The sequence below is a fragment of the Actinoplanes sp. NPDC049668 genome (assembly GCF_044465445.1).
Taxonomy (GTDB): Bacteria; Actinomycetota; Actinomycetes; order Mycobacteriales; family Micromonosporaceae; genus Actinoplanes.
In genome coordinates, this window is sequence record NZ_JBITLR010000010.1 from 22,329 (window position 1) to 46,258 (window position 23,930).

The 23,930-nt window shown below is 71.4% G+C and carries 23 protein-coding genes; 21 read left to right on the plus strand and 2 right to left on the minus strand.

The genetic code is table 11. The features are described from left to right. The first annotated feature begins 86 nt into the window (after positions 1–86). From ACIBSW_RS36020 to ACIBSW_RS36055, 8 genes are all read left to right on the plus strand, one after another. Positions 87–776, plus strand: coding sequence for a response regulator transcription factor (locus ACIBSW_RS36020; protein WP_354722365.1), 690 nt, complete (start codon positions 87–89; stop codon positions 774–776). Next, a complete protein-coding gene (locus tag ACIBSW_RS36025) occupies positions 773–1,831 on the plus strand; it encodes a HAMP domain-containing sensor histidine kinase (RefSeq protein WP_354722364.1) in 1,059 nt (352 codons plus the stop codon). The genes ACIBSW_RS36020 and ACIBSW_RS36025 overlap by 4 nt, the downstream gene beginning before the upstream one ends. Positions 1,832–1,845: 14 nt before the next feature. Further along, positions 1,846–3,531, plus strand: coding sequence for a DUF4153 domain-containing protein (locus tag ACIBSW_RS36030; protein ID WP_354722363.1), 1,686 nt, complete (start codon positions 1,846–1,848; stop codon positions 3,529–3,531). Positions 3,532–3,577: 46 nt separating this feature from the next. Then, entirely contained in the window at positions 3,578–3,961 is a 384-nt protein-coding gene (locus ACIBSW_RS36035) for a hypothetical protein (protein WP_354722362.1), read from the plus strand. Next, on the plus strand, positions 3,958–5,598 hold the full coding sequence (locus ACIBSW_RS36040; RefSeq protein WP_354722361.1) for a cation acetate symporter: 1,641 nt from the start codon (positions 3,958–3,960) through the stop codon (positions 5,596–5,598). The genes ACIBSW_RS36035 and ACIBSW_RS36040 overlap by 4 nt, the downstream gene beginning before the upstream one ends. Positions 5,599–5,695: 97 nt before the next feature. Then, positions 5,696–6,688: a hypothetical protein gene (locus ACIBSW_RS36045; protein ID WP_404799566.1), complete on the plus strand. Its 993-nt coding sequence runs from the start codon at positions 5,696–5,698 to the stop codon at positions 6,686–6,688. A gap of 88 nt (positions 6,689–6,776) precedes the next feature. Continuing rightward, complete coding sequence (locus ACIBSW_RS36050; protein WP_354722359.1) at positions 6,777–7,553, plus strand: ABC transporter ATP-binding protein; 777 nt, start codon at positions 6,777–6,779, stop codon at positions 7,551–7,553. A 47-nt stretch (positions 7,554–7,600) separates the two neighbouring features. After that, positions 7,601–9,139: an ABC transporter permease gene (locus ACIBSW_RS36055; protein ID WP_354722374.1), complete on the plus strand. Its 1,539-nt coding sequence runs from the start codon at positions 7,601–7,603 to the stop codon at positions 9,137–9,139. Here the strand turns inward: ACIBSW_RS36055 and trpS are convergent. After that, entirely contained in the window at positions 9,133–10,158 is a 1,026-nt protein-coding gene (gene trpS, locus ACIBSW_RS36060) for a tryptophan--tRNA ligase (RefSeq protein WP_354722358.1), read from the minus strand. The genes ACIBSW_RS36055 and trpS overlap by 7 nt on opposite strands. A gap of 155 nt (positions 10,159–10,313) precedes the next feature. Here trpS and ACIBSW_RS36065 point away from each other — a divergent pair, with 155 nt between their 5' ends. The 10 genes from ACIBSW_RS36065 (at position 10,314) to ACIBSW_RS36110 (ending at position 20,488) form a co-directional block, all read left to right on the plus strand. Then, on the plus strand, positions 10,314–10,853 hold the full coding sequence (locus ACIBSW_RS36065) for a flavin reductase family protein (protein WP_354722357.1): 540 nt from the start codon (positions 10,314–10,316) through the stop codon (positions 10,851–10,853). Positions 10,854–10,962: 109 nt separating this feature from the next. Continuing rightward, on the plus strand, positions 10,963–11,337 hold the full coding sequence (locus ACIBSW_RS36070; RefSeq protein ID WP_354722356.1) for a DUF485 domain-containing protein: 375 nt from the start codon (positions 10,963–10,965) through the stop codon (positions 11,335–11,337). 5 nt (positions 11,338–11,342) lie between these two features. Further along, positions 11,343–13,013 (plus strand): cation acetate symporter, encoded by a 1,671-nt coding sequence (locus ACIBSW_RS36075; protein WP_354722373.1) that lies wholly within the window; start codon positions 11,343–11,345, stop codon positions 13,011–13,013. 70 nt (positions 13,014–13,083) lie between these two features. Then, entirely contained in the window at positions 13,084–14,049 is a 966-nt protein-coding gene (locus tag ACIBSW_RS36080) for an NAD-dependent epimerase/dehydratase family protein (protein ID WP_354722355.1), read from the plus strand. A gap of 110 nt (positions 14,050–14,159) precedes the next feature. After that, positions 14,160–15,425, plus strand: a complete 1,266-nt coding sequence (locus ACIBSW_RS36085; protein ID WP_354722354.1) for an LCP family protein — start codon at positions 14,160–14,162, stop codon at positions 15,423–15,425. Between the two features lie 164 nt (positions 15,426–15,589). Continuing rightward, a complete protein-coding gene (locus tag ACIBSW_RS36090; protein ID WP_354722353.1) occupies positions 15,590–16,780 on the plus strand; it encodes an LCP family protein in 1,191 nt (396 codons plus the stop codon). A gap of 16 nt (positions 16,781–16,796) precedes the next feature. Beyond that, complete coding sequence (locus ACIBSW_RS36095) at positions 16,797–17,132, plus strand: rhodanese-like domain-containing protein (RefSeq protein ID WP_354722352.1); 336 nt, start codon at positions 16,797–16,799, stop codon at positions 17,130–17,132. Next, the gene (locus ACIBSW_RS36100) at positions 17,129–17,926 is read left to right on the plus strand and encodes a glycerophosphodiester phosphodiesterase family protein (protein WP_354722351.1); all 798 of its coding nucleotides are present in this window, start codon (positions 17,129–17,131) and stop codon (positions 17,924–17,926) included. The genes ACIBSW_RS36095 and ACIBSW_RS36100 overlap by 4 nt, the downstream gene beginning before the upstream one ends. Positions 17,927–18,011: 85 nt before the next feature. Then, a complete protein-coding gene (locus tag ACIBSW_RS36105) occupies positions 18,012–19,466 on the plus strand; it encodes an ATP-binding protein (RefSeq protein ID WP_354722350.1) in 1,455 nt (484 codons plus the stop codon). Positions 19,467–19,603: 137 nt separating this feature from the next. Next, positions 19,604–20,488: a DUF5926 family protein gene (locus tag ACIBSW_RS36110; RefSeq protein ID WP_354722349.1), complete on the plus strand. Its 885-nt coding sequence runs from the start codon at positions 19,604–19,606 to the stop codon at positions 20,486–20,488. A gap of 57 nt (positions 20,489–20,545) precedes the next feature. Here the strand turns inward: ACIBSW_RS36110 and ACIBSW_RS36115 are convergent, their stop codons facing one another. Beyond that, complete coding sequence (locus tag ACIBSW_RS36115; RefSeq protein ID WP_354722348.1) at positions 20,546–21,748, minus strand: arginine deiminase; 1,203 nt, start codon at positions 21,746–21,748, stop codon at positions 20,546–20,548. Positions 21,749–22,074: 326 nt separating this feature from the next. On the opposite strand from ACIBSW_RS36115, the gene ACIBSW_RS36120 reads away from it, so the two are divergent. From ACIBSW_RS36120 to ACIBSW_RS36130, 3 genes are all read left to right on the plus strand, one after another. Further along, positions 22,075–22,809 (plus strand): hypothetical protein, encoded by a 735-nt coding sequence (locus ACIBSW_RS36120; RefSeq protein ID WP_354722347.1) that lies wholly within the window; start codon positions 22,075–22,077, stop codon positions 22,807–22,809. Between the two features lie 133 nt (positions 22,810–22,942). Then, positions 22,943–23,428: a hypothetical protein gene (locus ACIBSW_RS36125; RefSeq protein ID WP_404799567.1), complete on the plus strand. Its 486-nt coding sequence runs from the start codon at positions 22,943–22,945 to the stop codon at positions 23,426–23,428. Between the two features lie 75 nt (positions 23,429–23,503). Continuing rightward, positions 23,504–23,893: an ACT domain-containing protein gene (locus tag ACIBSW_RS36130; protein WP_354722345.1), complete on the plus strand. Its 390-nt coding sequence runs from the start codon at positions 23,504–23,506 to the stop codon at positions 23,891–23,893. Positions 23,894–23,930: the final 37 nt, after the last annotated feature.

Here is a 23,930-nt window from a genome sequence, read left to right on the forward strand (position 1 = left end):
GGCGCGGGTGGGATCGGCACGCCACGGGGGCGCGCCGGTCTTGCACCCGCGGCGCACGATGCGGGGCGAGGCAGGGGGAGTAAGGCATGACGGCACAGAAGGTGCTCGTGGTCGAGGACGAGCGGACCATCGCCGAGGCGGTGGCGGCCCGGCTGCGCGCGGAGGGCTTCGAGGTCGAGGTCGCCGGCGACGGCCCGGCCGCGGTCGAGGCCGCCCGCCGGAACCCGCCCGACGCCATCGTCCTGGACGTGATGCTCCCCGGCTTCGACGGCCTGGAGGTGTGCCGCCGTATCCAGGCGGAGCGTCCCGTGCCGGTCCTCATGCTCACCGCCCGCGACGACGAGACCGACCTGCTCGTCGGGCTGGCCGTCGGCGCCGACGACTACCTGACGAAGCCCTTCTCGATGCGCGAGCTCAGCGCCCGGGTGCACGCCCTGCTGCGCCGGGCGACGCGCAACTCGGCGCCGGTCGCGCCCGCGGAGAGCGCGATGCTGCGGCTCGGCGACCTGGAGATCAACCTGGCCGAGCGCCGGGTGCTGCGGGCCGGTGTCGAGGCCCGGCTGACCCCGACCGAGTTCGACCTGCTGGTGCACCTGGCCGGCCGCCCGCGCACGGTGCTGCCCCGCGAGCGGCTGCTCGCCGACGTGTGGGGCTGGGCGGACGCCTCGGGCACCCGCACGGTCGACAGCCACATCAAGGGCCTGCGGCGCAAGCTGGGCGCGGACCTGATCCGCACGGTCCACGGCGTCGGCTACGCGCTCGAGGTGCGGCGATGAGGCTGCTGCGCGCCGCACTCGGCTGGCTGCCGCGGCCGCTGGACCCGGTCCGCTCGATCAAGGCGAAGCTGGCCCTGGCCCTCGGCCTGGCCGGCGGCGTCGGGCTGCTGATCTTCTGGTGGAGCCTCGACTTCGTGCGCGTCGAGCTGTCCTGGTTCGCCATCGCCGTCGCGCTCGGCCTGGTCACCCTCCAGGTCATCGCGCACGGCGCCACGGTGCCGCTGCGCGAGATGACCGTCGCGGCCAAGGCGATGGCGCACGGCGACTACACCCGCCGGGTCCGCGCGACCTCCCGGGACGAGGTCGGCGAGCTGGCCACGGCGTTCAATCAGATGGCGGCGGACCTGGCGGCGGCGGACCGGCAGCGCCGCGAACTGATCGCCAACGTCTCGCACGAGCTGCGCACCCCGATCACCGCCCTGCGGGGCCTGCTGGAGAACATCGTCGACGGCGTCAGCACCGCGGAGCCGGAGACCATGAAGACCGCGCTGGTCCAGACGGAACGCCTGGGCCGGCTGGTCGCCGAGCTGCTCGACCTGTCCCGCCTGGACGCGGGCGTGGTGCCGCTGGCCTACGCGCCGATCGACGTGCGCAGGTTTCTGGGCGACGTGGTCCGCGAGGCGCGGGTCAACGCGGACGGCGCGGGCCACGACGTGCGCTTCCAGGTCTCGGCGCCGGAGATCCGCATCGAGGGCGACCGCGAGCGCCTGCACCAGGTCTTCGCGAACCTGCTGGACAACGCGGCCCGGCACAGCCCGCCGGGCGGCACGGTGACGGTCCGCGCCGAACGCCGCGACGAGCATGTCCTGCTGGCGGTCGCCGACGAGGGCGACGGCATTCCGGCCGCCGACCGGGACCGGGTCTTCGAGCGCTTCACCCGGGGCGAGCGGGCCACCGACGGCGGAACCGGCCTCGGCCTGGCGATCGCCCGCTGGGTGGTCCAGCTGCACCACGGCACGATCGCGGTCGTCGACCCGGCCGGCGCCCCCGAACCGACCCGGAACCGCCCGGGCTGCCACATCCACGTGACGCTGCCCCTGCGGCCGACCCCCTGAAGACGGAGAAGACCGTGCCGACTGACCCGACACCCCCACAGCCCAGCCCGGCCGGCCCGCCTCGGCCGGCGACCCTCACCTCCCCGGCGACGCCGGCGGGCGGCCGGCCGGCCGCGACGCCGCAGCCGGTACCGCAGCAGCCGGGCGCCATCCACCTGCCGCCGCTGCACGGACCGTGGCTCGCGCCCTCCGGGTTCGGCCGGCGCTGGCCGGGTCCCGGCCGGGCGGCATCCGCGGCAACCGTCATCGCGGTGCCCCTCGCGGGCCTCGTCGGCGCGCTCAGCATCCCGCTCGACCGGGCCGGACTCGGCTGGCTGATCACCGCGATCGCGGGCGTCGCCGCCCTGATCGTGGCGCGCGCGCTGCCGCACCGCACGCCGCCCACCGCGCCGAAGCCCCTGGTCGCCTGGCGCCCGCGCGCCCTGCCCAAGGCCCGCTTCGCCTGGTCGGCGGCGACGGTCGCGCTGCTGGGCGTCGGCACGTTCCGGTCCGCGGGCTGGCTGTTCCTGCTCTGCCTCTGCACGGCCGTGCTGACCGGCGCGCTCGCCGTCGCGGGCGGCCGCTCCTTCCGCTCGATGATCCTCGCCACCGTGTTCGCACCGCTGGCGGGCTTCCGCTCGCTGCCGTGGGCCGGGCGCGGGATCGCGACGGTCGGCCGGCGCGGCGGCGGCAACGCGCTGCGGATCACGGCGACGGTCGCGGTCTCGATCGCGCTGCTGGTGGTCTTCGGTTCGCTGTTCGCCTCGGCGGACGCGGCCTTCGCGGACCTGATGGCGAACGCCTTCCCCGACATCAGCGGCGGCACGGTCGCCCGCTGGATCTTCGTATCCCTCGTGACGACCTTCATCCTCGGCGGCGCGGCGTACCTGCGGGCGGCCCCGCCGGACCTGTCCGGGCTGGACGGGCCGGGCAAGCGCCGGGTGGCCCGCCTGGAGTGGGCGGTCCCGCTGACCCTGCTGGTCCTGCTCTTCGCGACGTTCGTCGGGGTGCAGCTCACCGTCCTGTTCGGAGACGCCAAGCACGTCCTCGACACCGACGGCCTGACCTACGCGGAGTACGCCCGCAGCGGCTTCTGGCAGCTCCTGGTGGTCACCGGCCTCACCCTCGCGGTGCTGGCGGGCGCGGCCCGCTGGGCGCCCCGGGAGACCCGCACCGACCGCGTGCTGATCCGCGCCGTCCTCGGCACCCTGGCGGCACTGACCCTGGTCATCGTCGCCTCGGCGCTGCACCGCATGGACCTGTACGCCGACAGCTACGGCCTGACCCGCCTGCGGGTGCTGGTCGCCGTCTGCGAGATGTGGCTGGGCCTGACGTTCGTCCTGGTCCTGATCGCCGGCATCCGCCTCAAGGCGCGGTGGCTGCCCCGGGCGGTCGTGGCCGCCGGCGTCCTGGCCCTGCTGGGCCTGGCGGCGGCCAACCCGGACCACCTGATCGCCGACCGGAACGTCACGCGTTACGAGCAGACCGACCGGATCGACACGGCCTACCTCTCGAACCTCTCGCCGGACGCGGTACCGGCCCTGAACCGCCTCACCGGCGAGAAGCGCGCCTGCGCGCTGGCCCCGATCGCCCGCGACCTGGCCATCGACCCGGACGACTGGCGCGGCTGGAACCTCTCCCGCCGGCAGGCCCGGGAACTGCTGACCGCCAACCCGCCGAAGCCCGCCACGGTCTGCCCGGACGACTACGGCAGCCGGTGACCGGCCCAGGCTTGACAAAGGACACGGGTCGGCGAGACTGCCGGGCATGGACGGCGAAGCGAAGCCCCCGAGGACCCGGGTGGTCCTCGGGGAGGTAGCGGCTCGCCGCCCACCGGCGGATCCCGCCAAGGCGGATCTCGCCGAGCAGACCCCGGTGGGCGAGGCCCTGGTCAAGGGCCTGGTCCGGGCCCAGCTCGCGCTGGCTCTGCGGCTCTCGCTGGTGGTGGTGGCGGGCCTCGGCGCCCTCCCGCTGCTCTTCGCCGTCGCCCCGGCGGTCGGCACGGCCAAGGTCTTCGGCGTCAACCTGCCCTGGGTCCTGCTCGCCGTGCTCTCGTTCCCGTTCCTCGTCGGCGTCGGCTGGGCGTACGTGCGCTGGGCCGAGCGCAACGAGCAGGACTTCGCGGCCGTGATCAACAGGCCGGAAGCGTGAACCCGTACGTCATTCCGGGGCTGATCCTGGTTACCGCGATCACGGTCGGCATCGGCGCGTACGGGCTGCGGTTCGCCCGGACCACCTCGGACTTCCTGGTCGCCTCCCGGTCGGTCAGCCCCACCTGGAACGCCGCCGCGATCGGCGGCGAATACCTCTCCGCGGCCTCGTTCCTCGGCGTGGCCGGCCTGATCCTGCGCTACGGCGTCGACGTCCTCTGGTACCCGGTCGGCTTCGCCGCCGGCTACCTGGCCCTGCTGCTCTTCGTCGCCGCACCGCTTCGGCGTTCCGGCGCGTTCACCCTGCCCGACTTCTGCCAGGTACGGCTCCGATCCCCGCTGCTGCGCCGGCTCGCGACCGTTTTCGTCATCTTCATCGGCTGCCTCTACCTGGTGCCCCAGCTGCAGGGCGCCGGCCTGACCTTCGCCACGCTCACCGGCGGCCGGTACGAGTGGGGTGCGCTGCTCGTCGGGATCATCGTCACGGCCAACGTCGCCCTCGGCGGCATGCGCGCCATCACGTTCGTGCAGGCGTTCCAGTACTGGCTCAAGCTCACCGCTCTGGCCGTACCGGTGATCTTCCTGATCCTGCAGTGGCAGGCGGACGGGCGCCCGGCCGTGGCACCGCCGGCCGGCCCGGCCTTCTCCGCCACCACCACCGTCGCGTTCTCCGAGGCGGCGACCCTCACCCTGCCGGACGGCTCGCGCGAACACGTCGAGGCCGGCGAGGAGCGGACGTTCGCCGCGGGTGAGCCGGTGCCGGACGTCAGCTCCGTCGACGATCGCCGCGGCGCGGACTGGCTGCTGCCCGGCGACGGCGCGACACTGTTCGCCACCTACTCGCTGATCCTGGCCACGTTCCTCGGCACCATGGGCCTGCCGCACGTGCTGGTCCGCTTCTACACCAACCCCGACGGCGCCTCGGCGCGGCGCACCACCCTGGTCGTGCTCGGGCTGGTCGGCCTCTTCTATCTCCTGCCGACCCTGTACGGCGTCCTCGGCCGCGTCTACACGCCGCAACTGTTGATGACCGGCCGGACCGACGCCGTCGTCCTGCTCCTGCCCGAGGCGGCGCTCGGCGGCGGCCACCTGGGCCAGTTCCTCGGCGCGCTGGTCACCGCCGGCGCGCTCGCCGCGTTCCTCTCCACCTCGTCCGGGCTGCTGACCAGCGTCGCCGGGGTGGTCTTCACCGACGTGCTGCACGCCGATCGCGGCGGCGGCTCGGTCCGCGACTTCCGGATCGCCACGGTGCTGGCCGCGCTCCTGCCGATGGCGCTCTCCATCTACGTGGCGAACATGGACGTGTCCCGGGTCGTCGGGCTCGCCTTCGCGGTCGCCGCATCGAGCTTCTGCCCGCTGCTGGTACTCGGCATCTGGTGGCGCGGGCTCACCGACGCCGGCGCGGTCGCCGGCATCCTGGCGGGCGGCGGCGCGGCGATGGGCGCGGTGCTGTTCACCGTTCTCGGGCCCCCGCTCAGCGGCTGGCCCGCGCAGCTTGTCGGGCAGCCCGCGGCCTGGACCGTGCCGCTCGCCTTCCTGGTCATGGTGCTCGGATCGCTGATGACCCGGCGACGGCTGCCGGGCGACATCGGCGCCACCATGCTGCGTCTTCACGCTCCGGAGTCGCTACAACCATAAATATATTTAAGGAAGCTTTCCTGAACCCTTCAACTAGCGCGTCCCGTAGCTATCGGTGCTGCAACGGGGCAGTTCGACTAGCGCTAAGGAGCGGTGCATGTACCGGAAGAGCAGGATCAGTGGACGGACTCGGAAACTGCTGATCGGTGTCACCGCGGCGGCACTGGCCGGCGGAGCATTCGCCGTCAGCACGGGTCTGAGCAGCGCCGGCGAGAACTGCGCCGGACTCGACCAGGCGCTGAAGAACAACCTGGACTTCATCGCCGAACAGCGGCCGGGCGGGAAATTCAATGACGCGCTCTCTGACGCGCGCATCGCGAACCGCCAGGCGGTCGTCGACCAGATCAACCAGCGCCGCGCGGTGGCCGGCTGCACCGGCAACGTCCAGGCACAGCCCCCCGCAGCCAAGCCGCCGGCGCAGGCACCTGCCAAGCCGCCCGCGGCCGGGAACGCCGGAAATGCCGGCAACGCGAACACCGGTACCGGCGAGGTGGTCTGCAAGGGCTCGACCGTGACCCTGTCCGGCGAGGGCGGCGCCCCCGCCGCCTCCAGCGGAACATTCCCGATCGGAACCACCCTGAAGGTCACCAACCTGGACAACAACAAGAGCACCACTGTCAAGGTGGCGTCCACGTCCGGCAGCTGCGTCCTGCTCAACAACGCCGCCTTCGAGCAGGTACGCGAGGCGGGCAAGTTCCTCATCCGGCGTGCCGTGATCGAGCGGGTGGGCGCACCCGCCGCCGCCAACCCGCCCGCCGCCGCCAACCCGCCCGCCGCCGCCAACCCGCCTGCCGCCGCCAACCCGCCCGCGGCCGGCAACGGCAACGCCGGCACGGGCGCCGGCGAGGTGGTCTGCAAGGGCTCGACCGTGACCCTGTCCGGCGAGGGCGGCGCCCCCGCCGCCTCCAGCGGAACATTCCCGATCGGAACCACCCTGAAGGTCACCAACCTGGACAACAACAAGAGCATCACCGTCAAGGTGGCGACCACCTCCGGCAGCTGCGTGCTCCTCAACAACGCAGCCTTCGAGGGCGTCCGCGAGGCGGGCAAGTTCCTCATCCGGCGCGCCGTGATCGAACGGGTGGGGTGAACGGGGGTCCACCCGTTCGCCGCAGTGAGAGTGGCCCGGACCGCCCCAGGGGTGGCCGGGCCACTTACTTGCCGTTAGGTTCTTCGGCATGACGCTTCCCGAGCAGCGCCCGAGCCCGGATCCGGCGCTCGCGCTGCGCGGTCTCGTCAAGCAGTTCGACACGAAGCTGGCGGTCGCCGGCATCGACCTCGAGGTGCCCGCCGGCTCGTTCTTCGGGCTACTCGGCCCGAACGGCGCCGGCAAGACCACGACCCTGTCCATGGCGGTCGGCCTGCTGCGGCCCACCGCCGGTCAGGCCGCCATCCTCGGGCGCGACGTGTGGGCCGACCCGGTCGCCGCGAAGGCCCGGATCGGCGTGCTGCCCGACGGCGCACGCCTCTTCGACCGGCTCTCCGGCACGGAGTTGCTCGCCTACCACGGCCTGCTGCGCGGGATGGACGCCGACGTCGTCAACCGGCGGTCCGCCGAGCTGATGGACGTGCTCGCCCTCGGCGCCGACAACCGCACCCTGGTCGTCGACTACTCCGCCGGCATGAAGAAGAAGATCGGCCTGGCCTGCGCGATGCTGCACGCGCCCCGGCTGCTGGTGCTCGACGAGCCGTTCGAAGCGGTCGACCCGGTGTCGGCCGCGCTGATCCGCGACATCCTCCAGCGGTACGTGTCGGGCGGCGGCACCGTCGTCTTCTCCAGCCACGTGATGGCCGTGGTCGAGCGGCTCTGCACCCACGTCGCGATCATGGCCGAGGGCACGATCCGGCTGCGCGGCACGCTCGCCGAGGTGCGCGGCGAGCGGTCGCTCGAGGACGTCTTCGTCGAGGTCGTCGGCGGCCGCACCGCGACGGGTTCGGAACTCGCGTGGCTGTAGGCGTCCGGCACTTCGTCAAACTGAAACTCCGCATCACCGTCAACGGCATGCGCGGCCAGAGCCGGCGCTGCGCCCTCTTCGTGGTCGGGGCGGTGATGGCGACGTGCACGGCCGTCGGCGGGTACGCGCTGCTGGCCATCCCCGGCCTGCTGTCCATGCGCGCCGCCGAGACCGCCCTGCCGCTGGCCGGCGCCGCCGTGCTGCTCGGCTGGCTGTTCCTGCCGCTGGTGTTCTTCGGCGTGGACGAGTCGCTCGACCCGGCCCGCTTCGCCCTGCTGCCGCTGCGCCGGCGCACCCTGATCGGCGGCCTGCTCGCGGCCTCCCTGGTGGGCCTGCCGGCGGCCGCGACCCTGGTCGCCACGCTCGGCATGGTCGACACCGTGGCCCGGCTTGGCGGAGCGGTGGCCGCCGGCGTCCAGCTCGCCGGCGTCGCCGCCGGGCTGCTGCTCTGCGTGGCGATCAGCCGCGCCGTGACCAGCGCGTTCGCCACCGCACTTCGTTCGCGGCGGGCCCGGGACCTGGCGACCGTGCTGCTCGCGGTCCTCGCGGCGCTGGTCGGCCCGCTGCAGCTGGCCGCGGCCGCCGGCGCCGGGAACGCGGACTGGTCCGGCCTCGCCCGGGTCGCCGACGTCGTCGCCTGGACGCCGCTCGGCGCGCCGTACACCCTGGGTCTGGACATTGTGGCCGGCCGGGCCTGGGCCGTGCCGATCAAGCTGGCGATGGTCCTCGCCGTGCTCGTGCTCCTGCTCCGATGGTGGTCCGCGACCCTCGAGGACGCGATGCTCGGGGCGGTCGGCAGCTCCGGGCCGCGCGAGCGGACCGCGCCGGCGCGCGAGCCGGTCGCCCAGCTCGTGCCGCGCTGGCTGCCGCACAACCGGTTCGGCGCGCTGACCGCCCGCGAGATGCGCTACTGGTGGCGCGAGAGCCGGCGACGGGCCAGCCTCATCACGTTCGGCGTCGTCGGCTTCTTCCTGCCGGTGTTCATCGCCGTGAGCAGCGACTCCGCCGGCGTGCCGACCACCATCCTCGTCGTCGTCGGCGCGCTCGCCGCGGCGAGCCTGGCGAACCAGTTCGGCTTCGACGGCAGCGCATACGCGGCCAACATCGTGGCCGGCGTCCCCGGCCGGGTCGAGCTGGCCGCGCGGGTCACCGGCCTCTCCGTGTACGTGCTCCCGGCGCTGCCGGCCATCGCCCTGATCGTGGGGCTCGTGGTCGGCGAGCCGGAAGCCGTCCCGTCGGTGATCGGCATGCTCGTCGCCGCGTACGGCGTCGGGCTCGCCCTGGTCCTGCCGATCTCGGTCCGCCTCGCGTACGCGCTGCCGGACACCGCCAACCCGTTCGCCCTGTCCTCCGGCGGCGGCACGGCGAAGGGCCTGCTCAGCATCGGCGCCCTGTTCGGCGCAATGATCATCACAGTGCCGCTGCAGCTCGCCGCCTACCTGGCCGAGGACTTCTGGCGCTGGGCGGGCCTGCCGCTCGGCCTGCTGTACGGCGGCGGCGCCCTGCTGCTCGGCCTCCGCCTGACCGGCTCGGCGCTGGACCGGCGGATGCCCGAGCTGCTGGCGACCGTCACCGCGCGTCAGTAGCGGGTACCCATCGCCTCCCGCACCTCCCGCAGGGTCTGCTCCGCCACCACGTTCGCCCGCGCGTTGCCGGCCCGCAGCATCTCCCGGACCAGCCCGGGCTCCCGCGCGTACGCGGCACGCCGGGCCCGCATCGGCGCCAGGAACCCGTTCACGGCGTCGGTGACCGTGCGTTTCAGCGCGGCGGCGCCCGCGTCCCCGATCTCCGCGGCGACGTCGTGCGGATCCCGGTCGAGGCAGAGCGCGGCGAGCTGCACCAGCCCCGACACACCGGGCCGCGCCACCGGGTCGTAGGTGATGCGCCGGTCCGCGTCGGTCTTCGCCGCCCTGATCAGCCGCGCTGTCTCGTCCGCCGAGGCGGAGATGGCGATGGCGTTGCCCCGGCTCTTGCTCATCTTGGTGCCGTCGGTGCCGAGCAGCAGCGGCGCGGCGCCGAGCAGCGCCTCCGGCACGGGAAAGACCGGCCCGTACCGCTCGTTGAAGCGCCGGGCCACGGTACGCGTGACCTCGACGTGCGGCAGCTGGTCCCGCCCGACCGGCACGAGGTTGCCCTTGCAGAACAGGATGTCGGCGGCCTGATGCACCGGATAGGTGAACATCAGCCCGCTGACCGCGCGCTGCCGCGAGTGCGCGATCTCGTCCTTGACGGTCGGATTGCGCTGCAGCTCGGGCACGCTGACCAGGCTGAGGAACGGCAGCAGCAGCTGATTGAGCGCGGGAACGGCGCTGTGCGTGAAGATCGTCGCCCGGTCCGGGTCGAGCCCGACGGCGAGATAGTCCAGGATCAGCCCGTCGACGGTCTCGCCGAGCCGCTCGGCGACGTCCCGGTCGGTCAGCACCTGGTAGTCCGCGACGATCACGAACAGGTCGACGCCGCTGCGCTGCAGCCGTACCCGATTGCGCAGCGTGCCGAAGTAGTGCCCGAGATGCAGCGGCCCGGTCGGCCGGTCCCCGGTCAGCACCCGGAAGTCGCCGGGCCGGTCGGCGATGCGGTCCTCGAGGCTCAGCGCCTGCATGGTCATCTCTGTCTCCTCAGGTCGATGGACGCCCCGGAAACAAAGAACGGGCCGTCCGATGGGACGGCCCGCGCGCGGTGAAGGCAGCCGTCTCTAGGACGGCCACCAGCCCTGCACACGCACGCTGATCACGAGCCGAATACTACCGCTCAGCGGGCAGAATGTTCCGTGTGAATCCTGTCGAGCCCGGTGCGCACATCCACTCCGACGATCCGTTCGCCACCCCGGAGCAGGACAGGTCCGCCGTGCGGCGGCTGCGGGGCCGGCTCGCCTCGCCGGTCTCGCTCTGGACCACGTCCGGGCCGTCCGGGCTCACCGTCTCGTCCGTGCTCGTCGCCGACGGCGACCCCGGGCGGGTCCTCGGCCTGGTCGACGAGGAGAGCGACTTCTGGGACGCCGTCTCGGTCGCCAAGCGCTTCGCGGTCACCCCGCTCGGCGTCGCCGATCAGCAGCTCGCCGACCGGTTCGCCGGGCTCATGCCCTCGCCCGGCGGTCTGTTCGCCCTCGGCGACTGGATCGAGACCGACTTCGGGCCCGTGCCCGCCGGCGCCGGCACGTGGGCGGGTTGCCGGCTGGACGGCGAGCGGTCGTACGGGTGGGGCCTGCTCGTCGAGGCCACCATCGAGTCGATCCAGCTCGACGAGTCGCCGCCGGCGCCCCTGCTGCATTTCCGCGGCCGCTATCGGAGCCTCGACCGGTAAGCGCAACAGAGCAGCCACTCGGCGCACCCGCCGACCAGCGGTCAGTGACGGCCGCCGCCTCTTCGTACCGTGCGGAAAAGACCCGCCCCCACGAAGGTGGTGAGCCACGTTGACAACCGAAGCGACCCCGACCGACAAGTATCTCGAGGTCCAGCAGTCGGAGGAGTTCGTCCGGCTGCGGCGCAAGCTGCGTAACTTCATCTTCCCGACGACGATCGCGTTCTTCCTCTGGTACGCGCTCTACGTCCTGCTCTCCGCGTACGCCCGGGACTTCATGTCGTTGAAGATCGTCGGGAACATCAACGTCGCGCTGCTGCTCGGAGTCCTGCAGTTCGTCTCGACGTTCGTGATCGCCTGGTACTACTCCCGCTTCGCCGCGCGGGAGATCGACCCGATCGCCGACAAGATCCGCGGAGAGATGACCGCCGCCGCCGCGACCCCGGAGCCCGGGGACACCGAAACGAAGCCGGAGGCGGCCAAGTAATGCAGATCGATTCGCTCCTGGCGGCCGAGGCCTCGACCTCGACGAGCCGCACGCTGACCATCACGCTCTTCCTTGTCTTCGTCGCCTTCACCCTGGGGATCACGGTCTGGGCGAGCCGGCAGACCAAGACGGCGACGGACTACTACGCCGGCGGCCGGTCGTTCTCCGGCTTCCAGAACGGCATGGCGATCGGCGGCGACTACATGTCGGCCGCGTCGTTCCTCGGCATCGCCGGCCTCATCGCCCTGTACGGCTACGACGGCTTCCTCTACTCGATCGGCTTCCTGGTCGCCTGGCTCGTCGCGCTGCTGCTGGTGGCGGAGTTCCTGCGCAACTCGGGCCGGTACACGATGGCCGACGTCCTCGCGTTCCGGATGCGCCAGCGCCCGGTACGCACCGCGGCGTCCGTCTCCACCATCGTCGTATCGATCTTCTACCTGATCGCCCAGATGGTCGGCGCCGGCGCGCTGGTCAGCCTGCTGCTCGGCATCAAGCCCGGCGCCACGTTCCTGGGCATGGACGCCGACACCGCCAAGGTCGCGACGATCATCCTGGTCGGCGCGCTGATGATCGTGTACGTGGTGGTCGGCGGCATGAAGGGCACCACCTACGTGCAGATCGTCAAGGCGTTCATGCTCATGGGCGGCGCGCTGATCATGACCTTGCTGGTCCTGGCGCACTACAAGTTCAACCTGTCGTCCCTGCTCGGCGACGCCGCCGAACAGTCCGGCAAGGGCGCGGCGTTCCTGGAACCGGGCCTGCGGTACGGGGTCGAGTCCGACGACGCGGCGAAGACCTTCTACAGCAAGATGGACCTGCTCTCGCTCGGCATCGCCCTGGTGCTGGGCACGGCCGGCCTGCCGCACATCCTGACCCGGTTCTACACCGTGCCGACCAGCAAGATCGCTCGCAAGAGCGTGCTCTGGGCGATCGGCATCATCGGCACCTTCTACCTGTTCACCCTGGCGCTGGGCTTCGGCGCGGCGGCCCTGGTGGGCAGCAAGGCGATCACCGAGCAGGACAAGGCGGGCAACACGGCCGCGCCACAGCTCGCGCAGGCGCTCGGCATCGACTACCTGGGCGGCGAGACCGGCGGCGCGGTGCTGCTGGCGGTCATCGCGGCGGTCGCGTTCGCCACGATTCTCGCGGTGGTGGCCGGGCTGACCCTGGCATCGTCCTCGAGCGTCGCGCACGACTTCTACGCCAGCGTCGTCAAGCGCGGCCAGGCGTCGGAGCGTGACGAGGTGCGGGTGGCCCGGATCGCGGCGTTCGTGATCGGCGCGGTCGCGATCGTGCTGTCGATCTTCGCGCAGAGCCTGAACGTCGCCTTCCTGGTGGCGCTCGCGTTCGCGGTGGCGGCGTCGGGCAACCTGCCGGCGATCCTGTACAGCCTGTTCTGGAAGGGTTTCAACACTTCCGGCGCAATCTGGGCCATCTACGGCGGCCTGAGCTCCGCCGTGCTGCTGGTGTTCTTCTCGCCCGTCGTCTCCGGTTCCCCGACGGCGATGTTCCCCGACAGCGACTGGCACTGGTTCCCGCTGAACAACCCGGGCATCATCTCGATCCCGTTCGGCTTCCTCTGCGGTTACCTGGGCGCGAAGTTCTCCAAGGAATCCGACCCGAACAAGTACGCCGAGCTCGAGGTCCGTTCGGTGACGGGCTACGGCGCGCACTGAACGCAAGGACAACGGCGAGGGGCCGATGTGCGAATTCGCGCATCGGCCCCTCTCGCCTAGAGTGGCCAACATGTCAGTGCAGCAGCGGTACGGCGCAGGTCATCGGATCCTCATCAGCGGCGGCGCCGGCTTCGTGCCGTCACACGTGGTTGATGCCCTCATCGGCCGGGGCTGCACCGTCGTCGCGATCGACAACTTCGTCACGGGCGCCCGGGACAACGTCGCGCACCTCGCGACCGAGCCCCGCTTCACCCTGATCGAGGCGGACATCACCGACGGCCTGCCCGCGCACCCGGCGCTGGCCGAGCGGTTCGACGCGGTCATGCACATGGCCTCGCCGGCCAGCCCGACCGACTTCGCCAAGCTGCCGATCGAGATCCTCAAGGTCGGTTCGCAGGGCACGATGAACATGCTCGACCGGGCCCACGCGGACGCGGCCCGCTTCCTGATGGCCTCGACCTCCGAGGCGTACGGCGACCCGCTCGTGCACCCGCAGCCGGAGAGCTACTGGGGCAACGTCAACCCGATCGGCATACGCGCGGTCTACGACGAGTCGAAGCGGTTCTCCGAGGCCGCGACGATGGCGTACCACCGCTTCCACGGGCTCTCCACGGCGATCGTGCGCATCTTCAACACCTACGGACCGCGGATGCGGCCCGATGACGGCCGGGCCATCCCCACCTTCATCGACCAGGCCCTGCGCGGCGCGCCGATCACCGTGCACGGCACCGGTTCGCAGACCCGTTCGATCACCTACGTCGACGACCTGGTCCGCGGCATCCTGCTGCTGCTCGACTCGAACGAGACCGGCCCGATCAACTGCGGCACCGAGCACGAGCTGACCATGCTCGAGCTGGCCGAGCTGATCGTGCGCCTCTGCGGCAGCGACTCGCGGATCGACCTGGTCGCGCGCACCGCCGACGACCCGGAGAAGCGCCGCCCCGACCTCACGCTCGCCCGCAATCTGCTCGGCTACGAGCCGCGGGTCGGGCCCGAGGACGGCCTGCGCCGCACGATCGACTTCTTCAAAGCGTGAGCAATTAGACACTGTAGTGAACGTTTCACGGGAAGTAATTGCCTCCTCCCTTCGTGCCGAGCCGATGTCGGTGCACGCTTTGCCTGGTTCTAAGTACGTAATCTGAAGTCATGTCTGCGACCACGTCCCCTTGGGGTAACTCGTCCGGCCGCGCCTCGGTGCCGGGTTCGGTGAGCCTGCCGGGCTTCATGAGCCGGGCCTCCGTGCCCGGACCGGGCCGCGACGGGGCGGGCCGGCCCACGTCGGGGCGCGCGGGTGTGCCCGGTGCACGCAACGACCGCCCGGGCGGCGGCTGGCAGCCGCAGGGCCCCGGCGGACCGTCCTACGGCCCCGGCGGCAACCGCCCCGGCCGGCCGTACAAGGGCAAGCGCAAGCCGCGCTGGGGACGCATCGCGCTCGTGGTGGGCGCGGTGGTCGCCGTCGGCGCCCTGTTCGCGGGCTTCTCGCTGTACGGCTACGCGAACAACCTCAACGACGACCTCAAGCGCACCGACGCGTTCTCCGACATCACCGGCGGCCGCCCGGCGAAGACGGTGGACGGCGCGATCAACATCCTGCTGGTCGGCAGCGACTCGCGCGACCCGGACGCGGTTAAGGACGACACGAACGCCTGGCGCGCGGACACGCTGATCGTGATGCACATCCCGGCCGACCACAAGTCCGCACAGTTGATCTCGATCCCGCGTGACCTGTGGGTGCAGATCCCGTCGGGCAACTCGGCCGACTGCAGCAGCGGCAGCCGCGCCAAGATCAATGCGGCGTTCGCCTTCGGCGGCCTGCCGCGCGCGGTGCGCACTGTCGAGTGCATGACCGACGTGCACCTCGACCACGTGCTGGCCATCGACTTCGGCGGCTTCAAGGAGGTCACCGACGCGCTCGGCGGCGTGGACCTGAAGGTGGAGCAGAGCATCACCTCGATCCACAAGCCGTACCGCAAGTTCAAGAAGGGCACCATGCACATGGACGGTGCCCAGGCGCTCGACTGGATCCGGCAGCGCAAGCAGTTCGCCCGCGGCGACTTCGCCCGCATGCAGCACCAGCAGGAGTTCCTGAAGGCGCTGATGGACAAGGCGGCCAGCTCGGGCACGCTGAGCAACCCGGCCAAGCTGAACAGCTTCCTCAAGGCGACCACCAACGCCCTCACCGCCGACAAGGACTTCTCGCTGACCGACATGGCGCTGCAGTTCCGCAGCCTGCGCGGCGAGAACCTCACCTTCATCACCAACCCCAACCTGGGCAGCCAGACCATCGCCGGACAGAGCGTCGTGGTCTCCGACCGCGAGAAGGCTCTGGCTTTGTACCGGGCGGTAGCTGCCGACAAGGTGGATGAGTGGATGGCGTCGACCAAGCCGCCCTCGAGCGCGGCCGGCGGCTGACACACCTCAGCAATCGGGCAAACGGCACGGGTCGGCGATAATCGCCGACCCGTGTCCTAAATAAACACTGTGCGTCATTGATCTGAAACCGACAAGGCCTCGCGGTTGATCCAAGTTGAACGTACAGTGATTTCCGCCCCGACGCCGAGACGCTTGGAGACCGCATGACCGTCCAGACCCCCCGACGTGCTTCGTCGATGGATCGGGACGCCGCATCGGCCCCCAAGCGCACCGATCGTCCGGTTTCGGCCGCGCAGGACCGTAAAAAGAAGAAGAAGGACCCCGTCTGGGCGAAGCTCACGGTCGTCCTCGGTGCGCTCCTGATGATGAGCAGCGGCGCCGGCATCGTCGGCACCAAGTGGATGGTCAGCAGCGCCAACAGCGCGGTCACCCAGGAGAACCTGCTCGGCGACACGAAGAAGGGCGCCGCCGAGGGCGGTAGCGACCTCAACGGCCCGATCGACCTGCTGCTGATGGGCGTCGACGCACGCAAGCGCTGGGCGGTCGACGACCTGCACGCCGACACGATCATCATCCTGCACATCCCGGCGAGCCACGACCAGGCATACCTGGTCTCGATTCCGCGCGACACCGAGGTCGACGTCCCGGCGTTCGCGAAGAGCAGGTACCCGGGCGGCAAGGCGAAGGCCACCGAGGCGTTCTTCCACGGAGCGCAGAACGGCGGCGGATGGGCCGGCGGCGCGCAGCTCATGGCGCAGACGCTGAAGAACACGACGGGCATCAGCTTCGACGGCGCGGCGATCATCGACTTCAACGGCTTCAAGGGCGTCATCGACAGCCTCGACGGCGTGAAGATGTGTGTCGACCAGCGGGTCAAGTCGCACCACATGGTCACCGTCGACGGCAAGCCGATGTACCTGGCCGAGGCCCGCAAGACCGGCAAGTCCCAGACCCCGATCTACCACGAGAAGGGCTGCCGGGACATGGAGGGCTGGGAGGCCCTCGACTTCGCCCGCCAGCGCTACGGCCTCACCCACGGCGACTACGACCGCCAGCGCCACCAGCAGCAGCTGATCAAGGCGATGGCCAAGAAGGCCAGCACCAGCGGCGTCCTCACCAACCCGGTGAAGATCAATTCGCTGATCAAGTCGGCCGGCCAGGCGTTCGTGCTGGACACCGGCGGCGTGCCGGTCGCCGACTTCATCTTCACCATGAAGGGTGTCGCCGCGAACGACCTCGTGCTGCTGCGCAGCAACAACGGCACGTTCGCCGGCAACGGCAGCGGCCGGGAGACCATCACCGAGAAGAGCCGGGCGATGTACCGGGCGGTCAAGCAGGACAAGCTGGCCGACTTCATCATCAGCAACCCGGACGTCGTGGCCAAGGAGAAGTAGCTCTACCCTGGGATGCGTGTTCGGACCACAGGTACCCAGCGTGACGCCGCCCCAGGTCGAGGCCTCGGCCTACCTGCTCGATGTGCGTGAGCCCGACGAGTGGGCGGCCGGGCACGCGCCCGACGCTCACCACCTGCCGATGATGGAGGTCCCGGCCCGCATCGCCGAGATCCCCAACGAGACCGAGGTCGTCGTGGTGTGCCGCTCCGGCGGGCGCTCCGGCCAGGTCGTGTCCTACCTCATGGGCAACGGCTGGGACAACGTGCGCAATCTCGAGGGCGGCATGCAGGCGTGGGCCGGCGACGGCCGCGATGTCGTCAGCGAGAACGGGCAGCCGCCCCGCATCCTGTGAGCCACGTCCGCCCGCTGGTCTTCGCGCACCGGGGTGGTGCCGAGGCCCTTCCCGAGCACACCCTCGCCGCGTACCTCCGTGCGCTGGACGAGGGTGCCGACGGCGTGGAGTGCGACGTGCGGCTGACCCGCGACGGGCATCTGGTCTGCGTGCACGACCGGCGGCTCAACCGGACCAGCAACGGCACCGGCCTGGTGAGCGCGAAGACCCTCGCCGAGCTGGAGGAACTGGACTTCGCCTCGTGGCACCCCGCCGCGGCCACCGAGGATCTGGCGGCCGAGCACATTCGGCTGCTCACCCTGGAGCGGCTGCTCGACGCGCTGCGTGACCGCGGCCGCCCGGTCCGGCTACTCATCGAGACGAAACACCCATCACGGTACGGCGCGGACGTCGAGCGCCGCCTGGTGGAGATGCTGCGCCGGTACGGGCTGGCCGAGCCGGCGCCGGATGATCCCGTACGGGTGACCGTGATGTCCTTCGCGGCGCTCGCGCTGCGCCGGATCCGTACCATGGCGCCCGGCATCCCCACGGTCTATCTCATGGAGATACTGCCGCCGGGGGTCGGGCGGGGACGGCTGCCCTTCGGCGCGAGGATCGCGGGCCCGGGCATCGGCCTGGTCCGCAGCCGGCCGAACCTGATAGCGAACCTGCACGCGGCCGGCCACGGCGCCTACGTCTATACGGTCAACGAGGATGAGGACGTGGATCTCGTACTGGCACACCGGGTCGACGGGATCATCACGGATCGCCCGCGGTTCGTGCTGGACCACCTCGAGAAGGCGCGACCGGTGTGACGCGGACCACTCTTGACCCGGTTGGCTGCAAGATCCACACCAACCGCTCTGCCCAAAACGCCTGAAGCGAGGCAGACTCGCAGACATGCCGGATCGACCCGACTACGCCGCGCTGACGCGAGGACAGATCGCGCTGCTCGACCGGATCAACTCCGGCGAGGCCGGTCTGGCCCTCCTCGCTGAACTCGTCCGGCTCGCACAGGACGTCCTCGGCGGCCGGGGCGCCGGCTTCGCCGAGTACAGCCCCGGGCACGGCCGGGTCATCGCCGTCAGCGGCGCCTGCGAGCACGCGCTCGGCCGCCGGGTCGACCGCGACGACGCCCGGCTCCGGGAGGGGCCCCGCACCCTGCTCCTCCCGCTCACCGAGCTCGACGACGAGTTCGCCGGCCAGATCGAGGGCGGCGACCGGCAGCGGGTCCTCGGCACGCGCTGCGAGACCGGCGGCCTGATCGTCGGCACCCTGTACGTCTCCTACGGCGAGGACGACATCGAGCCGACCGCCGAGCACCACGCGGTGCTCGAGTTGCTCGCCGCCAACGTCGGCCACATGTACGGCGACCAGGCCGGCCTACCCGTGCACGGCGACGGCCCGGTGGTGGCCGCCCTCTCCGACGGGCTGGCGATCATCGACCGGCACGGCGTCGTGCAGCTCTGGAACCCGGCGGCCGAGCGCCTGACCGGCCGCAGCGCCGCCGACATGCTCCACCGCGAGCTGCACCTGCCGGTCCCGCCGCCGGGACAGGTGCTGGTGCACCGGCTGCCCTCCGGCCGCTGGCTCAAGGTCACCGCCGGGGACCTGCCGGGCACCCCGTCGATGCGGGTCGTTACCTTCCGCGACTCCACCGACCAGGACCGCCGCCACGAGGACCGCGACCTGTTCGTCGCGGTCACCAGCCACGAGCTGCGTACCCCGGTAACGGTGATCAAGGGGTACGCCGACACCCTCACCAATCACTGGGACTCCCTCGGCGAGGACGGCCGCCAGGAGGCCGTACGCGTCATCGGCGCCCGGGCCGGCGAGCTCGCCCGCCTGGTCGACCGGCTGCTCTCCGCGACCAGCGACGACGGCGAGGTCGGTGGCTCGGCCGCCGGGCCGTTCGACCTGGTCGACGGCCTGCGGGCCGCGGCCCGGGACCTGCCCGCCGACCTGCACCGCCGCCTGGTCCTGGACCGGTTGCCGACCGAGCTGCCGAAGGCGTTCGGCGACCGCGACTCGCTCGCCACGATCCTCACCGAGCTGGCCACCAACGCGGACCGGTACTCGGCGCCGGACACCGAGGTCGAGGTGACCGCGGCCGCCGACGAGACGACGGTGACGTTCCGGGTCGCGGACCGCGGCATCGGCGTCAAGCCTGAGCACGTCGAGCGGGCCTTCGAGCGCTACTGGCAGGGCGAATCGGCCGACCGGGCCCGCAACCCGGGCGCCGGTCTCGGCCTCTATTTGGTACGACGCATCGTCGAGCGGCAGCAGGGCTGGGTCTCGCTGCGCCCCCGCGAGGGCGGCGGAACGGTCGCTGAGGTCCGGCTACCCCGGGCCTGACCTGGTCACGGGCCGGCGGTATCCGGGCCCGTCGATCCGCGCCGGGCGCTGCCGACCGGGCCACGATGAAAAAGGCTCAATAGACACGGACGCACGGAGTGCCCGGATCGACCGGTAACCGCCTAGGCTGGTTCGCCGTGAGCAAGCGTCGAAACCCGAAAGCCACCGCGAACGCGGCCCCCAAGCGCCAGAAGGTGCGCGACATCTTCGTCGCCCGACCGTTCGAGGGCCTGGCCGACGAACCGGAATGGATCGCGCTGCGCGAGCTGGTCCCGGCCGCCTCCGCGCCGCTGGCCCTCAAGCCCGAGATCATCGAGGAGTACGGTGACCGCCCCGTCACCCTCTCGACGGTCCTTCCGATGGCCTGGCCCGCGATGTCCCGCCAGGACGGGCAGGTCTTCGTCGGCCTGCAGCGGCACGTGCAGTCCGGCGACGTGTCCCGCGACGTCGCCGTGGCGATCCTCTCCGCGCTCAAGACCGAGCCCGGCGGCACCGTCGCCGTGCCGGCGCTGCCCGGCGAGGGACCGCGCCTGCAGGACATCCTGGTGGACGGCGCGCTGGACATCACGATGCACGAGGGTTTCGAGTACTGGCTCGACGCCGAGCAGGCCGAGGACGCGAGCGTGAAGGCGTCGCTCGAGCGGGCCAACGCGTCGATCTACCCGACTGTTCGGCTCGGCCAGCCGGCCGCGTACTGGTGCCGGGTGCAGCCGGACAAGTCGCACGTGCGCTGGGTGCTGCCGCAGGACGAGGACGCGGCGCTGAACGCGCTGGCCCGCCTCTCCGCCGGCGGCGACCTGCTGCTCGGCGAGAACACCAAGTTCGCCGGCATGTTCCGCGCGCACGGCCTGCTCGTTCCGGTCTGGGACGTGCCGGGTGAGCCGGAGGCCGCGGACTTCGAGGCACCGCTGAGCGACTTCGCCAAGCGCTACACGGACATCCTCGCCGAGACGGGCCCGCTGGACGCCGCCGGACGGCGCGCGAAGCAGGGCCTGGTCGGGCGACAGCTCACCCTGCGGTAAGCCGGCAACCCGCGCGCGCGTCGCCGACATGGCGGCGGCGCGCGGCCTCCGCGGCGGTTAGTGCGGTGCCCGTTCGATCGGGCAGCTCATGCAGCGCGGGCCGCCACGGCCGGAGCCCAGCTCCGAGCCGCTGATCGCGATGACCTCGATGCCCGCGCGCTCCAGCTGGGCGTTCGTCTCCACGTTGCGCTCGTAGGCCACGCAGAGCCGAGGCGCGATCGCCAGCGTGTTGTTGCCGTCGTCCCACTGCTCGCGCTCGGCGGTGACCGGGTCGAGGCCCGTGTCGATGATGCGCAGCCGGTCGATGCCCATCGCCTCGGCCGCCGCGTCCAGGAACGGCCGGGACGGCCCGACCACCGGCTCGCCGTCGTATCCGGCCGTCACCGGGTACGCCCGCAGGGTGTCCGCGATATTCGGATACATGACCACGGCATCGACGTCGACCATCGTGCAGACCGTGTCGAGGTGCATCGTCGCGCGCTCCTGCGCGATCGGCACGGCCAGGATCGTGTCGGCCAGCCCCGCCGCGAAGACCCGCCGGGCCAGCCGCTCGGCGCCGGCCGGGGTGGTGCGCTCGCCGACGCCGATCGCCAGCACGTTCGGCGCGAGCAGCAGCACGTCGCCGCCCTCGACATGCTCGAGTCCCGGCTCGTAGAGCAGCTCGGTGCCCGCGAAGCGCGGATGGTGGGTGTAGATCGCCCGGGTCAGCGTGGTCTCGCGGCCGCGGGCCGGCATGGCGAGGCTGGTCACGGCCACCCGGTCGCGCACCCAGACCGAGGAGTCCCGGGTGAAGAGCAGGTTGGGCAGCGGGTCGATGACGAAGTCGTGCCGGTCCATCAGCTGGTAGACCAGCCCGCCCGTCCGGCCCGGTCCCGGCTTGACCTCCTCGTGCGCGAGGCCGCCGGTCAGCGCCCGGGCCAGCTCGCGCGGGCCGAGGTCGGCCAGGTGTGCCGCGACCCGGTCCCGCAGGGAGTCGCCGAGCCGCGGATCCGCCAGGACGCTGCCGGTCAGCACCGCGCGCGCCTCGGGCACCGCGAGCGTCTGCTCGAGCAGCTCGCCCAGGTAGAGGACCTCGACGCCGCGCTCGCGCAGGGCCGCGGCGAACCGGTCGTGCTCCTCCTGCGCGCGGCCGACCCAGGGAATGGCGTCGAACAGCAGCGAGTCGTTGTTGCGTGGGGTCAGCCTGGCAAGCTCGGCGCCCGGCCGGTGCAGCATGACCGTGGCGAGCCGGCTCACTTCGCTGTCGACGTAGTGGGCCACGGGTCGAGCCTAGGTGCTGGAGGCCGATCAGGCGCGGGACCCGAGGTAGACCGCACACCCCGCAGCCGTCATGTGACTTTGCGCTCTTGATTTTGGGACACCGCTGCGCGATCTAGGTAGGTAAGGCTAACTTGGCAGGGACGTTTCGGATTCCAGGGAGCCCTAGGTCGCGTGATGCACCATACGGAAAAAGAGCTATTGCGTGAATGCGGCATTCATCCCTACTCATTCCGCTTTCTTTCCGTTTCGATGACTTGCTTGAGTACCGGGTCAAACACTTACCGTAGTGGAAAGAGAGCCCGATGGACCTTTTGCCGGAGGTCGCAGTGACTGTCTTCCCAGCACGTCCCGCCCTGCCCATCCCTTCACGCAGCTATCCCCCCGCCATCGAACCCCACCGTGCGGCACCACCCGCGGTCCTCGAGCCCCGCCAGAGTCCCATCGAGTGGGCCCGCCGTCGCCGCGCGGAGCGGGAGGCCCGCCGCCTCGAAGCGGCCGGCGCCCGGGCACTCACCCGCCTCGACCGCCTCGGACCCGCCTGGCACGTCGTGGACTGGCCCCGCACCGACTCGCACGGCTACGAACACGACCCCAGCGACGACCGCGCCGGATTCCTCGCCATCGGCCCGGGCGGCATCTACGCCGTCACCGTCGCCGACCACGGCCGGGCCCGGGTGCTCATCGCCGGAGACGTCGTCCAGATCAACGGAAAGCGCCCGGCGTACGTCGCCGAGGCCCGCCGTGACGCCAAGCGCGCCGGCCGGGCCATGAGCTCCGCCGTCGGCCTGAACGTGCCCGTCACCCCGGTGCTGGCGTTCGTCGGCTCCGGCGTGATCAGCGTGCACGGCCTTCCGAAGGACTGTCTCGTGGCCACCCACAAGGAGCTCGACCGACTGCTGATCGCCGGCGGTGCGCGGATTTCACCCGCAACGGCGAGTAAACTGTCGGCGGTGGCACAGCGCTCCGCGACCTGGGCAAACGCGCCCTATCGGCCCGCTGGCGACTACCGGTGGCACGCGAGCGGCCAAACGGCCGCTGACAAGCGGCCGACCCGCCGGTAACGTTTCTTCCGGAGCACCGCTTGCCGTCGAGGGTTGGCGTGAGCAACACCGGCCGGACACTCGAGGAGTCGAGGCTTAAGCTTCGAACCCGAGCAAGTCCGGCCGGAGTCAGGTCAGGCCGACGGCACGGATGATGAGGGAGGTGCGGGTGGCGCACGTCGAGCTCTCACTCTCGGGAGCGTTTGTGCCGCAGGCGCGTACGCCGGACGAGTCCGAGTTCGTCTCGAGCGTCGACCGCTGGGCGGCGACGGTCTGGCAGGCCGTTGAGCCCTGCCTGGTCATCGACACGGCGTTCAGAATCGTGGCCGTGTCGCCCTCGGCGAGCGACCTGCTCGGCCTGGGCAAGGGACTCGACGCGGTCGGGCAGCCGCTGCTCGGCGGCGAGGGCGCGCTCCGCCTGATCGACTTCACGGCCAGCGGCGGCGACCTCACCGAGCAGGAGATCGAGAAGATCCCGCCGCTGCTCGCGCTCACCAGCGAGCGGCTGGCCCGTGGTCTCATGCGGGTCCAGCCGACGGACGAGGAGAGCCACCTGACGGTCGACGCCATCGCGACGCCCCTGTCGGAGGCCGGCCGCGTGGTCGCGTCACTGACCTTCTTCTCGGCGATCCGGTATTAGTCACTCGTTCGTGTGGCGATCAACGCACCGGCTACCCATTGGGATCGTGGGGGTCTGGACCGTAGTGTTCCCACCATGCTCGACCTAGATCTGCTACCAGAGGAGTACGCGGTGTGCCGGCTGCCGGCCGGTTCCGCCCTGCCCACCTCCCTGAGCAGCGGTCCGGACGTCAAGGGCGTCATCTCGGTGACCTGGGCACCCGACGAGCTCTCGATCATCTGCCCGGCCGACCGCGTGCCGGAGAATGCCACCGTCGAGGCGTCCTGGCGCTGCCTGCGGGTCGTCGGACCGCTGGACCTGGCGCTCACCGGGGTGCTGGCCTCGCTGGTCGGCCCGCTGGCCGAGGCCCGGGTGAACATCGTGGCGTTCTCCACCTACGACACGGATTACCTGCTGATCCCGGCGGTTCGCCTCAGCGAGGCCCTGGACACGCTCACGGCCGTCGGGCACCGCGTCGCGGCGTAGCCGCCGGCGCGGCATACGACCCGAATCGTGACGGTCG